Origin of the sequence: Cedecea colo, assembly GCF_011808225.1 — a bacterium.
GTDB lineage: Bacteria > Pseudomonadota > Gammaproteobacteria > Enterobacterales > Enterobacteriaceae > Dryocola > Dryocola colo.
The window spans coordinates 175,139-189,141 of record NZ_SOYS01000005.1; the positions used below are offsets into that span (position 1 = coordinate 175,139).

The window sequence follows — 14,003 nt, forward strand, 5'->3', positions numbered from 1 at the left end:
CACGTCGCTCTTAGTGAACCATCATGTTCTGGTTGAGGTTCCACATAATCCAGATCGAGCCGACCACCAGAATGGCAATAATCAGCGCCGTAAAGGCAAAGGCCACCAGGTTCCAACGCTCACTCGACGAGGTGTTCAGATGCAGGAAGCACACAAGGTGAACCAGAATCTGTACTACTGCGGTAACCAGCACCACACCGAGAATAGTGGCGTGGGATGCGGTACCTGTCATCACCATCCAGAACGGGATCGCCGTCAGGATGATAGACAGGATAAAACCTGTCATATAGGTTTTTACGCTACCGTGGTGGGCGCCGCCATGTTCAGTTGAATGACTCATTACATTGCCCCCATCAAATAAACGACTGAGAATACACAGATCCAAACCACGTCCAGGAAGTGCCAGAACAGGCTCAGGCACATCAGACGAGCACGGTTAGTGTTAGTCAGGCCGCGGCGCGCCACGTGAATCATCATGAACGCCATCCACACCAGACCAGAAGTCACGTGCAGACCGTGGGTGCCTACCAGAGCAAAGAACCCTGACAGGAAGCCGCTACGATCCGGACCGAAACCTTCGGTAATCAGGTGATGGAATTCATAGATTTCCATACCGACGAAGCCCGCACCGCACAGGCAGGTCAGCGCCAGCCAGGAGATAACCTGGCTCTTGTTGCCTTTGTTCATGGCGATGATCGCCATGCCGTAGGTGATGGAGCTGAATAACAGCAGGGCAGTTTCAACCAGCACAAACGGCAGTTCGAAAATGTCTTTCCCTGCAGGACCGCCGGCAGTGCCGTTCACCAGAACGGCATAGGTAGCAAACAAGCAACAGAACAGAATGCAGTCGCTCATCAGGTAGATCCAGAAACCAAAGACTTTATTGGTTCCCGCATCGTGATGCCCATGCTCTGCTACATGAGGAGCGTGGGCGTTAGCGTGAGTCAGAGTATCAGTTGACATTTTTCAGCCCTGCTTTGGTAATTTCATCGAAATGCTGATTTTCCAGAATTTCGACTTCCGCAACCGGAACGTAGTAATCCACATCTTCGTCGAAGCTTTTTGCAATCCAGGTGACGATCATACCGGCGAAGCCGATAATCGCCAGCCACCAGATGTGCCAGATCATCGCGAAACCAAATACTGCACTGAAGGCGGCAATGATAACGCCCGCTGCGCTGTTACGCGGCATATGAATTTCTTCATAATGAGTCGGCTGCTTGTACGCTTCGCCTTTCTCTTTCATTTCCCAGAATGCATCACGTTCGTGAACGGCCGGCAGGTGGGCAAAGTTATAGAACGGCGGTGGAGAAGAAGTAGACCACTCCAGCGTACGGCCACCCCATGGGTCACCGGTCAGGTCACGGTTCTGCTCGCGGTCGCGAATAGAAACGTAGAATTGAATCAGCTGGCTCAAAATACCGCAGGCAATCAGCGCCGCACCACCTGCTGCAATCATCAGCAGCGTATGGAACTGCGGATCGATCTGCTGGCTCAGACGACGGGTCATTCCCATGAAGCCCAGCACGTACAGCGGCATAAACGCCACGAAGAAGCCGATGATCCAGAACCAGAAGGCGCGTTTGCCCCAGGTTTCGTTCAGGGTAAAGCCAAAGGCTTTCGGCCACCAGTAGGTCAGGCCTGCGAAGCATCCGAACACCACACCGCCGATAATAACGTTATGGAAGTGGGCAATCAGGAACAGACTGTTGTGCAGTACAAAGTCAGCGCCCGGTACGGCCAGCAGAACACCGGTCATCCCACCGATAGAGAAGGTGACGATAAAGCCAATGGTCCACAGCATCGCGGAGTTAAATACGATACGGCCCTGATACATGGTGAACAGCCAGTTGAAGATCTTCACCCCTGTTGGGATGGCGATAATCATAGTGGCGATACCGAAGAAGGCGTTTACGTTCGCGCCGCTGCCCATGGTGAAGAAGTGGTGCAGCCAAACGATGAACGACAGTACGGTAATCGCGATGGTCGCCCACACCAGAGAGGTGTAACCGAACAGACGCTTTTTAGAGAATGTCGCAACAACTTCTGAGAACACACCAAATACCGGCAGCACCAGGATATACACTTCCGGGTGGCCCCATGCCCAGATGAGGTTGATATACATCATCATGTTGCCACCCATATCATTGGTAAAGAAATGGGTGCCAAGGTAGCGGTCAAGGGTTAACAGCGCGACGGTCACGGTGAAGATAGGGAACGCCGCGATAATCAGCACGTTAGTACACAGCGAAGCCCAGGTAAACACCGGCATTTTGAACATGGTCATGCCCGGAGTACGCATATTCAGGATAGTAACGAAGAAGTTAATACCCGTTAGCGTCGTCCCGATCCCGGAGAGCTGTAGACTCCAGATCCAGTAGTCGACCCCGACCCCCGGACTGTACTCAATGCCCGATAGCGGCGGATAAGCAACCCAACCGGTCTGCGCAAACTCGCCCACCCCAAGTGACAGGTTAACCAGCACCACGCCGACAACGGTGAACCAGAAGCTCAGGTTGTTCAGGAACGGGAAGGCAACGTCACGCGCACCGATCTGCAACGGCACAACGATGTTCATCAGGCCGATAACAAAAGGCATCGCCACGAAGAAGATCATAATCACGCCGTGGGCGGTGAAGACCTGGTCGTAGTGGTGCGGCGGCAGGAAGCCGGCTTCCCCTGCGGAGGCCAGCGCCTGCTGGCTACGCATCATGATGGCATCGGCGAAGCCACGCAGCAGCATGACAATAGCAACGATGACGTACATTACGCCAAGGCGTTTGTGGTCAACCGAGGTGATCCACTCTTTCCATAAATATTCCCACTTACCGAAGTAAGTGATAGCTGCAATCAGCGCCAGTCCCCCGACGATAATTGCCGCCACCGTAATCATGATAATGGGTTCATGATATGGGACTGCATCCAGTGTAAGTTTTCCGAACATTTTTATTCCTCGGCCCCTTAGTGAGAGGTTTCCGCGTGACTCATGTCCATACCTTCCATACCTTCATGAGAGGCTTGCTCACCTTCCGGTTGGGTCATGTCCATGCTCTTCCCGTGTCCCATGAATTTGTCGATAACGTCTTTAAACAAATCTGGTTTAACAGCAGAGAAGTACTCGACTTTGTTGTATTCGCTAGGTGCTGCCAGCTTCTCGTAGGTCGTCATATCGTTCATGACGTTCGGAGACTGTTTCGCTTTGGCAACCCATTGGTTGAAGGTATCCATATCTGGCGTAGCAATTGCTTTGAACTTCATGCCAGAGAACCCTCTACCGCTGTAGTTAGACGAGATACCGTCGTAGGTGCCCGCTTCGTCGGCAATCAGGTGCAGGTTGGTCTGCATACCTGCCATTGCGTAGATTTGGCTACCCAGGCGCGGAATAAAGAAGGAGTTCATCACCGAATTAGAGGTGATTTTGAATTCCACCGGAGTGTTGGCCGGGAAGGCGATTTCATTCACCGTAGCAATACCCTGCTGCGGATAGATGAAGAACCATTTCCAGTCCATGGCGATAACTTCGATGGTCACCGGCTTCGCTTCATGCACCAGCGGTTTGCCGGGCTCAAGCGCATGCGTGGTTTTCCAGGTCAGTACCGCAAGGAAAATGATGATGAGGATAGGGATAGTCCAGACAACAGCTTCAACTTTGTTCGAGTGCGACCAGTTGGGGCTGTATTTGGCATCCTTATTTGAAGCCCGGTACTTCCAGGCAAAGCCGATAGCCATCACGATAGCGGGAATAACGACGATCAACATCAGCCCGAGAGCTGTCAGTATCAAAGAACGTTGTTCCAGACCGATCTGTCCTTTGGGATCGAGAAGTGCAGAATCGCAGCCACTGAGCAACACAGTTCCTGCGAGTAATGACAACATTCCCAAACTTTTATTGTATTTCCTGAGTCTCATTTAACGACCTCAATTCCAGGGAGCTCTATTGTCGTTTAAAGTGTGCCGGCATTTTACGGGAAGGTTACATTACTGTAAACATGAATGGCGTGGTGTCAGCGGGGTGTTACCGTGTTCCGCCGTCCATGTCACACGAAATGCAACAAACTGTAAAATCGGGCAATCGCTTACGCTGCGTTGAGTTTAGAACGAATTTTCAGACTGTGGGAAATAGAAGGGGTAAATTGGTATAACCAATCAATTTAAGGAACAATTAGTTAACAAATAAACATCATTTGACGATCAATTATAACAATAAATAATTTCGCACCGGGCTGAATCGTTTAATGCCCGCTTTAAATTTATAACGCACAAATTAATTAAAAAAATCTGCCTTTACTTTTGATAAATAAATTTTTTAGCTTCCGCCCGGCAGCGGCGCTATGCCGCATAAAATAACGCACGGGGATTAATTATTTATTGCTAATCTATTGAGTTAGCAGGCTTTGTTTAAGCGTGCAATTAGCCGCCGCTGGGTTGCGGAGATATATTTCCTGGGCAGCAAGCTTTTCACGCATTATTGAGGCTGAGCCGGGTGCGGCAAACGGCGCAGCGCCAGAAAGTCCAGCAGCCCGCCAAACAGTATGCCGCCAATGGCCAGCAGCGCGCCCCACTCCAGCAGGTATAAGTCGAACGTCCAGCGGGTTAATCCCAGCGCATTAACAATGACAACCAGCAGCCATGCGCCAAGCAGTACACAGCCCATGCTCAGGATACGCAGCGCTAAACGATAAGCCGCAGCAAACTGACGGCGCGGCATGAAACTCTCGTTCTGCTGGGTGTATTCCAGCGTATTTTTGCAAACCAGCAGCAGAAGAATACCCGGCACCGCGGCGATAACCGAGAACAGATAAAATGTCGGCCAGCCGTGAGCTTCAACAAACCAACCAGCAATAGGCCCGACGTAAACACGGCCAACGGCGGATAACGCTGAAAGCAGAGCAAACTGCGTGGCGGAGAAGGATTTATTACACAGCGTCATCAGCAACGCGACAAAAGCCGCCGTCCCCATCCCGCCGCACAGATTTTCAAAAAAGACGGCGGCGGCCATGCTGAACATATGCTTATCGGTGACGGAGAGCATCCAGTAACCGGCATTGGATACCCCCTGTAAAATGCCGAAAACGAGCAGGGCGCGAAACAGGCTCAGACGCTGCATCAGCACGCCGCCGTAAAGCGCCCCGAGAATGGTTGCGAACAACCCCAGGCTTTTATTCACTACCCCGACTTCACCGGCATCAAAACCGACACCGCGAATCAGAAAAGTGGTGGTCAGGCTCATGGCGAAAGCGTCGCCAAGCTTGTACATCACAATCAGCAGCAGGATTAGCCAGGCGTTATTGCGGCCGAAAAAGTCGCGTAGCGGGGCGGCTACCGCTTGTTCAAGACTGCGAGGGACGGGAATGGCATCCGTAGGTTCCGGCGCAAGCAGGGTAGCGACGATGCAGGGCAGCAGCAGCGCGGCCATCAGCCAGTAGGTGGCCTGCCAGCCCAGGTAACGGTCAGCCAGCCAGAGCGCCAGCCCGCCGGAAACCAACATCGCCAGACGATAGCCAAGCACGCTGATTGCCGCCCCCGTGCCGCGCTCTTCGGCTGAGAGCACATCCGTTTTCCAGGCGTCGAATACGATGTCCTGCGAGGCGGAGCAAAAAGCGATAATGACCGCCAGCGCCGCCATCCAGCGAAGCTGCGTACCCGGCTCCAGAAAGCCCATGGCGGCAACAGAAATCAAAAGCAGAATTTGCGTAATCAGCAGCCAGCCACGACGGCGACCCAATAACGGCGGCGTGTACCTGTCCATCACCGGCGACCAGAGGAACTTAAAGACGTAGGCCTGGCCGACAAGCGAGAAGAAGCCGATGGTTTTCAGATCGATATTTTCGACCGTCATCCAGGCCTGCAGCGTGCCGGAAGTTAATGCGAGAGGAAGCCCTGAGGCAAAACCAAGAATCAGAAGTATGGCTGTTTTCGGCTGCTGAAAGATACGTAAATACTGATTGGGCATGCTTTGCTCTGTCTATCAGCCCGCATGACGCGGGCTGACGGAGGATAGATTAACGTGCGTTCTGCTTAATAAACTCGTGAACGCTGGTGTCCTGGGCCATTTCTGCAATGGTATCGGTCAGCACGGAGTTAACCGCGTTGGCGATATTTTTATTGGTGGCCTGGAACGCCCCTTCTACGTTGTAGCTGGAACGGTAGCTCTTCGTCATCTTATTGCCGTTCTGAGCGGTAGCGATAATCGAAATATCCGCTTTGGTGGCAATATTGTAGCGCACGTTGCCCTGGGAAACGTCCGCATACAGCTGGTTAACGACTATCTGTAAAGCAACCGGGCTGCTCGGACCAATCATGTAACCGCGAGCGGTCATCTGTTTTTCCAGCACTTCTTGCAGGAGGAAGCGCAGATCGCGGGAAGGAGTCAGCGTAACCAGCTGGTTATCGCGCGTGACTTTAGCCAGCGCCTGGTCGGTGCGTTGATCGGCGCCGTTGATGCTGACCGTCACGCCCATCAGGCTTGGATCCTGCTGTGGCAGGTTGATGGTTGGTGATACTTCAATAGTAGTCGGCGGTGTTGCACAGCTGGCCAGCATAAAAACGGCGACCAGCGGAAAGAATAATTTTTTTAACATGTTCGCTATCTCAATGTACTCAAAGGGGCAGGCAGAAAAAAACACGTCATCATAACACTGCGGTTGCCCAGTGGAAGTGCTTAACGCACGGAATTTCATCGCGTTGCGCTTTTAATGAGCGCTAATAAAGCTATCAGACCGCTTTTGTACTGAATAGTGCCTTAATAGCATTAAGCTACAGAGGGTTGGTAAAGGAAATCGGACGAAAGCTAAATAATTGTTGGAATTACGTTATTAAAACGGTTAAAAGCGGCTAAGATTTAAAGGGATGAGTGGCATCCGGGCGTAGTTGAGGAGAAAGTTCATGATGATACGCGAGCAAATAGAAACAAAACTAAGGGCAGCGTTCGAACCCGTATTCCTGGAAGTCGTGGATGAAAGCTATCGTCACAATGTCCCGGCTGGTTCTGAAAGCCACTTTAAGGTTGTGTTAGTCAGCGATCGCTTTACCGGTGAACGTTTTTTGAATCGCCATCGTCTGATCTACGGAACCTTAAGTGAAGAGCTTGCAAGTCACGTACATGCTCTGGCTTTACATACCTACACGATTAAAGAATGGGAAGGGTTGCAGGACACCATTTTCGCCTCACCGCCATGTCGCGGAGCGGGCTCCATCGCCTGAAAATAACCTTTTCGGGTTTGCAACTGAAGGAACTTTTCCTTTATGTTGCTCCCTGTTAACTGTGTTTCTCAAAACGGCCTGCGGGCCGTTTGCAATTGCTGACAAAGAAGAAACAAGCGTGATTTTTCCTTCTTTGTGATTGAATTGCCGAAAATCATGAAGTGATTTTCCTTTTGATTTTTCAGGTGACATCTTTCAGAACCTTATCAGCATGAGGTAAGTCATCAGTCAAACGGCCTGCGGGCCGTTTTGTTTTGTCTTAAATACCCAGCTTTTTTGCAGGGTTTTGACAATAAATTCCCACAAAATGTGAAAAAGGCCGCAGCGACGTTATGTCGCCGTTCTCGACTCACTCTGGTGATGCCGCTATAATGCTGCGTCTTATTTTTCGGAATGTCTTCGGGACGATTCTGACGACAGGGAATGTGATTCTGCTACAGAAGGCATCCCGGTTCTGTGAAGCAATATTCAGGGCTTCCAGAGTTGACCGAGCACTGTGATTTTTTGAGGTAACAAGATGCAAGTTTCAGTTGAAACCACTCAGGGCCTTGGCCGCCGTCTCACGATTACTATCGCTGCAGACAGCATCGAAACCGCTGTAAAAAGCGAGCTGGTCAACGTGGCAAAGAAAGTTCGTATTGACGGCTTCCGCAAGGGTAAAGTACCGATGACCGTTGTCGCTCAACGTTACGGCGCTTCTGTTCGCCAGGACGTGCTGGGCGAGCTGATGAGCCGCAACTTCATTGATGCGATCATCAAAGAAAAAATCAATCCAGCAGGCGCGCCTAATTACGTGCCGGGCGAATACAAACTGGGCGAAGACTTCACCTACTCCGTAGAGTTTGAAGTGTACCCGGAAGTTGAGCTGCAGGGTCTGGAAGCCATCGAAGTTGAAAAACCAGTTGTTGAAGTGACTGACGAAGACGTTGACACCATGTTGGACACGCTGCGTAAGCAGCAGGCAACCTGGAAAGACTCTGACGCCGCTGCAACGGCAGAAGATCGCGTCACCATTGATTTCACCGGCTCCGTAGACGGCGAAGTGTTCGAAGGCGGCAAAGCGTCTGACTTCGTACTGGCAATGGGCCAGGGTCGTATGATCCCAGGCTTTGAAGATGGCGTTGTTGGCCATAAAGCTGGCGAAGAATTCACAATCGAAGTGACCTTCCCGGAAGATTACCACGCTGAAAACCTGAAGGGTAAAGCGGCTAAGTTCGATATCGTTCTGAAGAAAGTTGAAGAGCGTGAACTGCCAGAATTTACTGAAGAATTCATCAAACGTTTCGGCGTTGAAGATGGTTCTGTAGCGGGTCTGCGTACCGAAGTGCGTAAGAACATGGATCGCGAGCTGAAAGGCGCAGTGCGTAACCGCATCAAGTCTCAGGCAATCGACGGTCTGGTTAACGCAAACAACATCGACGTGCCGGCTGCGCTTATCGACGGCGAAATCGACGTTCTGCGTCGCCAGGCTGCACAGCGTTTCGGTGGCAACGAGCAACAGGCTCTGGAGCTGCCGCGCGAGCTGTTCGAAGAGCAAGCTAAACGCCGTGTCGTTGTTGGCCTGCTGCTGGGCGAAGTCATTCGTACCCACGAGCTGAAAGCTGACGAAGCCCGCGTTAACGGTCTGATCGAAGAGATGGCTTCTGCCTACGAAGATCCGAAAGAAGTTATCGAGTTCTACAGCAAGAACAAAGAGCTGATGGACAACATGCGTAATGTTGCTCTGGAAGAACAAGCTGTTGAAGCGCTGCTGGCAAAAGCGAACGTTTCTGAAAAAGCAACCTCCTTCAGCGAGCTGATGAACCAACAGGCGTAAGCGTAATTTTTGGCATTATTGCCAAAAGATTGCTGCATCAAGCCCGTCACCCACAGTGGCGGGCTTTTTTTATCCTGCGGATGGCATCTTTGCGACGAATAATACGATCTTTCAGGGTTAGCGTATCAAGAAAAGGTTGTTATGCTTGTAACAGGGCGAAGCCATCCCCATAAAGTAGGGTATAGCTCCAAAATACGACCCTGACTGATAATCCGTCCATGACCGGCAACGGGCGCAAGGAGCATAGTCTTCTTTTCGCGTCTCAAGTAGAATCAGTACAGTAGGTTAGAAGGCTTAATTACTCCAGGAGACGGAAATGTCATACAGTGGCGAACGAGATCAATTAGCACCCCATATGGCCCTGGTGCCGATGGTTGTTGAACAGACATCGCGTGGTGAGCGTTCATACGATATTTATTCCCGTCTGCTCAAGGAACGTGTCATCTTCATGACCGGACAGGTCGAAGATCATATGGCTAACCTGATTGTAGCGCAGATGCTGTTTCTGGAAGCAGAAAACCCGGAAAAAGACATCTATCTCTACATTAACTCACCGGGTGGCGTAATTACGGCAGGTATGTCTATCTACGACACCATGCAATTTATTAAGCCGGACGTCAGCACTATCTGTATGGGACAAGCTTGCTCTATGGGCGCTTTCCTGCTGACTGCCGGGGCGAAAGGCAAGCGTTTCTGCCTGCCTAACTCGCGGGTGATGATTCACCAACCGCTGGGCGGCTATCAGGGGCAGGCGACGGATATCGAAATCCACGCCCGTGAAATCCTGAAAGTTAAAGCCCGGATGAACGAACTCATGGCGCAACACACCGGTAAATCTCTTGAAGAAATAGAAAGAGACACCGAGCGTGACCGTTTCCTCGCTGCCAGCGAAGCGGTAGAGTATGGCTTAGTTGATTCAATCCTGACTCACCGTAACTAACGCCCGAAAACAGTGGGCCATATACTATAGTAAAAGTAGTGGCCCGGCTTCACGCTTACGATTGGCTGTGCCGCAATAATGGCACCTGCGTCGTTCTGAACGGTGCAAAGAAACAGAAAAGAGGTTTTGACTTTATGACAGATAAGCGCAAAGACGGTTCAGGCAAACTTCTGTACTGCTCTTTTTGCGGCAAAAGCCAGCATGAAGTGCGCAAACTGATTGCCGGGCCGTCAGTGTATATCTGCGATGAGTGTGTCGACTTATGTAACGACATTATTCGCGAAGAGATCAAAGAAGTAGCGCCGCACCGCGAGCGTAGCGCGCTGCCGACGCCGCATGAAATTCGTCACCATCTTGATGACTACGTCATCGGTCAGGAACAGGCGAAAAAGGTCCTGGCGGTGGCGGTATATAACCACTACAAACGTCTGCGTAACGGCGACAGCACCAACGGTATCGAGCTGGGTAAAAGTAACATTCTGCTCATCGGGCCGACGGGTAGCGGGAAAACGCTGCTGGCTGAAACCCTGGCGCGTTTGCTGGATGTGCCTTTCACCATGGCCGATGCCACCACGCTTACTGAAGCGGGCTATGTGGGTGAAGATGTAGAAAACATCATCCAGAAACTGCTGCAGAAATGCGACTACGATGTGCAAAAAGCGCAGCGCGGTATCGTGTATATCGATGAGATTGACAAAATCTCCCGCAAATCTGATAACCCGTCCATCACCCGCGATGTTTCCGGTGAAGGCGTACAGCAGGCGTTGCTGAAGCTGATTGAAGGCACCGTGGCCGCGGTTCCACCGCAGGGTGGCCGTAAGCATCCGCAGCAAGAATTCCTGCAGGTTGATACCTCCAAAATTCTGTTTATCTGCGGCGGCGCGTTTGCAGGCCTCGACAAAGTGATCGCTAATCGCGTTGAAACCGGTTCAGGCATTGGCTTTGGCGCAACGGTAAAAGGCAAGTCTGAGAAAGCGAGCGAAGGCCAGCTGCTCGGCCAGGTAGAACCGGAAGATCTGATCAAATTTGGTCTGATTCCAGAATTTATCGGCCGTTTGCCGGTCGTTGCCACGCTGAGCGAGTTGAGCGAAGAAGCCCTGATCCAGATCCTGAAAGAACCGAAAAACGCGCTGACCAAGCAGTATCAGGCGTTGTTCAATCTGGAAGGCGTGGAGCTGGAGTTCCGCGACGAAGCGCTGGATGCTATCGCTAAGAAAGCGATGGCGCGTAAAACCGGCGCTCGTGGCCTACGTTCTATCGTTGAAGGCGCGCTGCTCGACACCATGTACGACCTTCCTTCCATGGAAGATGTCGAAAAAGTGGTTATCGACGAGGCGGTGATCGACGGCCAGACCAAGCCGCTATTAATTTACGGTAAGCCGGAAGCACAACAGGCATCCGGTGAATAATTCGCCAAAATAACCAGTCGGTTAGTGTGAAAAGGGGGATTTTTATCCCCCTTTTATTTTTCCTGTATTTCCGGCATTGAATGCTCGGGAAACATCCCCATATACTGACTTACTTGTTGGTGATGCCATGATACCCGTCATTCTTCAAGCTGCAGGCGCGTCGGCTATGTCCACGCGCCTGCAACTCGAATGATCTAAGGTATAAACAGAGGACATTGCCCCATCACCTGGCGGAAATTAAACTAAGAGAGAGCTCTATGAATCCTGAGCGTTCTGAACGCATTGAAATCCCCGTATTGCCATTGCGCGATGTGGTGGTTTATCCGCACATGGTTATTCCATTGTTTGTCGGGCGTGAAAAATCCATTCGCTGCCTGGAAGCAGCCATGGACCACGATAAAAAAATCATGCTGGTGGCGCAAAAAGAGGCCTCAACGGATGAGCCGGGTGTGAATGACCTGTTCTCGGTGGGCACCGTTGCCTCTATTTTGCAGATGCTGAAACTGCCAGACGGTACGGTAAAAGTGCTGGTAGAAGGTTTACAGCGTGCGCGCATTACCAGGTTGTCTGACAATGGCGAACATTTCGCAGCCCAGGCCGAATACCTCGACTCGCCGGTTATTGAAGAGCGCGAGCAGGAAGTTCTGGTCCGCACGGCCATTAATCAGTTTGAAGGCTACATCAAGCTGAACAAAAAAATCCCGCCAGAAGTGCTGACATCGCTTAACAGCATCGACGATCCTGCACGTCTGGCCGACACTATCGCCGCACATATGCCGTTGAAATTAACGGATAAACAGTCCGTGCTTGAGATGTCCGATATTAACGAACGTCTTGAATATCTGATGGCGATGATGGAATCAGAAATCGATCTGCTGCAGGTTGAAAAACGCATTCGCAACCGCGTTAAAAAGCAGATGGAAAAGAGCCAGCGCGAGTACTATCTGAATGAGCAAATGAAAGCGATTCAGAAAGAACTGGGCGAAATGGACGACGCGCCGGACGAAAACGAAGCGCTGAAACGCAAAATCGACGCGGCGAAAATGCCGAAAGAGGCGCGTGAGAAAACCGAAGCGGAACTGCAAAAACTGAAAATGATGTCGCCAATGTCTGCGGAAGCAACCGTGGTACGTGGTTATATCGACTGGATGGTGCAGGTGCCGTGGAACGCGCGCAGCAAGGTGAAAAAAGATCTGCGTCAGGCTCAGGAAGTTCTGGATACTGACCATTACGGTCTGGAACGCGTGAAAGATCGCATCCTGGAATACCTCGCAGTGCAAAGCCGCGTTAACAAGCTCAAAGGGCCAATCCTGTGCCTGGTTGGGCCTCCTGGCGTGGGTAAAACCTCTCTGGGCCAGTCCATTGCGCGAGCGACAGGACGTAAATATATCCGTATGGCGCTGGGCGGCGTGCGTGATGAAGCTGAAATTCGCGGCCACCGTCGTACCTACATTGGTTCGATGCCGGGCAAGCTGATCCAGAAAATGGCGAAAGTGGGCGTTAAAAACCCGCTGTTCCTGCTTGATGAGATCGATAAAATGTCTTCGGATATGCGTGGCGATCCGGCGTCCGCTCTGCTGGAAGTTCTTGATCCAGAACAGAACGTCGCCTTTAACGATCACTACCTTGAAGTTGACTACGATCTTAGCGACGTGATGTTTGTGGCGACATCCAACTCCATGAACATTCCGGCTCCGCTGCTGGATCGTATGGAAGTTATTCGTCTGTCCGGCTATACCGAAGACGAGAAGCTGAACATTGCGAAGCAGCACCTGCTGCCTAAGCAGATTGAACGTAACGCCCTGAAAAAAAACGAGCTGACGGTAGAAGATAGCGCCATCACCGGCATTATCCGTTACTACACTCGTGAAGCCGGCGTACGTAGCCTGGAGCGCGAAATCTCCAAACTGTGTCGCAAAGCGGTGAAGCAGCTGCTGCTGGATAAAACGCTCAAGCACATCACTATCAACGATGCCAACCTGAAGGATTTCCTCGGGGTTCAGCGCTTTGATTACGGTCGTGCGGACAGCGAAAACCGCGTAGGGCAGGTCACAGGCCTGGCGTGGACGGAAGTGGGCGGCGATCTGCTGACTATCGAAACCGCGTGCGTGCCGGGTAAAGGCAAGCTGACCTACACCGGTTCGTTAGGTGAGGTAATGCAGGAATCTATTCAGGCGGCGTTGACCGTTGTTCGCGCTCGTGCAGAAAAATTGGGTATCAACGGCGACTTCTACGAAAAACGTGATATTCACGTTCACGTGCCGGAAGGCGCAACGCCAAAAGATGGCCCAAGTGCAGGTATCGCCATGTGTACCGCGCTGGTTTCCTGTCTGACAGGTAACCCGGTACGTGCGGACGTGGCAATGACGGGTGAAATTACGCTGCGTGGCCAGGTTCTGCCGATCGGCGGTTTGAAAGAAAAACTGCTGGCAGCTCACCGGGGCGGTATTAAAACCGTGCTGATTCCGGATGAAAACAAACGCGATCTGGAAGAGATTCCGGACAACGTCATTGCCGATCTGGATATTCACCCGGTAAAACGTATCGAGGAAGTTCTGGCGCTTGCATTGCAAAATGAGCCTTACGGAATGCAGGTTGTAACCGCAAAATAGTGACCTGCCGCAAATACAGTCAA

General features: G+C 51.5%; 12 protein-coding genes. 5 read left to right on the forward strand and 7 right to left on the reverse strand.

Annotated features, from left to right (window positions below; genetic code table 11):
* Positions 1-10: 10 nt before the first annotated feature.
* The 6 genes from E2L00_RS12855 to E2L00_RS12880 form a co-directional block, all read right to left on the reverse strand.
* Positions 11-340, reverse strand: coding sequence for a cytochrome o ubiquinol oxidase subunit IV (locus E2L00_RS12855; protein ID WP_167612123.1), 330 nt, complete (start codon positions 338-340; stop codon positions 11-13).
* Positions 340-963: a cytochrome o ubiquinol oxidase subunit III gene (locus tag E2L00_RS12860; RefSeq protein WP_167612126.1), complete on the reverse strand. Its 624-nt coding sequence runs from the start codon at positions 961-963 to the stop codon at positions 340-342. The genes E2L00_RS12855 and E2L00_RS12860 overlap by 1 nt, the downstream gene beginning before the upstream one ends.
* Positions 953-2,944, reverse strand: coding sequence for a cytochrome o ubiquinol oxidase subunit I (cyoB, locus tag E2L00_RS12865; protein WP_167612129.1), 1,992 nt, complete (start codon positions 2,942-2,944; stop codon positions 953-955). Before cyoB ends, E2L00_RS12860 begins: the two co-directional genes overlap by 11 nt.
* 17 nt (positions 2,945-2,961) lie before the next feature.
* On the reverse strand, positions 2,962-3,909 hold the full coding sequence (gene cyoA / locus E2L00_RS12870; protein ID WP_167612132.1) for a cytochrome o ubiquinol oxidase subunit II: 948 nt from the start codon (positions 3,907-3,909) through the stop codon (positions 2,962-2,964).
* Between the two features lie 556 nt (positions 3,910-4,465).
* The gene (gene ampG / locus E2L00_RS12875) at positions 4,466-5,953 is read right to left on the reverse strand and encodes a muropeptide MFS transporter AmpG (protein ID WP_167612135.1); all 1,488 of its coding nucleotides are present in this window, start codon (positions 5,951-5,953) and stop codon (positions 4,466-4,468) included.
* 49 nt (positions 5,954-6,002) lie between these two features.
* Entirely contained in the window at positions 6,003-6,581 is a 579-nt protein-coding gene (locus tag E2L00_RS12880; protein WP_167612138.1) for a lipoprotein, read from the reverse strand.
* Positions 6,582-6,885: 304 nt separating this feature from the next.
* Here E2L00_RS12880 and bolA point away from each other — a divergent pair, with 304 nt between their 5' ends.
* A complete protein-coding gene (gene bolA / locus E2L00_RS12885; RefSeq protein ID WP_167612140.1) occupies positions 6,886-7,203 on the forward strand; it encodes a transcriptional regulator BolA in 318 nt (105 codons plus the stop codon).
* Here bolA and E2L00_RS12890 read toward each other — a convergent pair.
* Complete coding sequence (locus tag E2L00_RS12890; protein WP_167612143.1) at positions 7,168-7,395, reverse strand: hypothetical protein; 228 nt, start codon at positions 7,393-7,395, stop codon at positions 7,168-7,170. The genes bolA and E2L00_RS12890 overlap by 36 nt on opposite strands.
* 325 nt (positions 7,396-7,720) lie before the next feature.
* Between E2L00_RS12890 and tig the strand changes: the two genes are divergently transcribed.
* From tig to lon, 4 genes are all read left to right on the forward strand, one after another.
* Positions 7,721-9,019, forward strand: a complete 1,299-nt coding sequence (tig, locus tag E2L00_RS12895) for a trigger factor (RefSeq protein WP_167612145.1) — start codon at positions 7,721-7,723, stop codon at positions 9,017-9,019.
* 316 nt (positions 9,020-9,335) lie between these two features.
* On the forward strand, positions 9,336-9,959 hold the full coding sequence (gene clpP / locus E2L00_RS12900) for an ATP-dependent Clp endopeptidase proteolytic subunit ClpP (RefSeq protein ID WP_167612148.1): 624 nt from the start codon (positions 9,336-9,338) through the stop codon (positions 9,957-9,959).
* A 134-nt stretch (positions 9,960-10,093) separates the two neighbouring features.
* Positions 10,094-11,368 carry an ATP-dependent protease ATP-binding subunit ClpX gene (clpX, locus tag E2L00_RS12905; protein WP_167612151.1) on the forward strand — a complete coding sequence of 425 codons (1,275 nt, stop codon included), beginning with the start codon at positions 10,094-10,096 and terminating at the stop codon, positions 11,366-11,368.
* Between the two features lie 257 nt (positions 11,369-11,625).
* On the forward strand, positions 11,626-13,980 hold the full coding sequence (lon, locus tag E2L00_RS12910) for an endopeptidase La (RefSeq protein WP_167612154.1): 2,355 nt from the start codon (positions 11,626-11,628) through the stop codon (positions 13,978-13,980).
* The last annotated feature ends 23 nt before the right edge of the window (positions 13,981-14,003 follow it).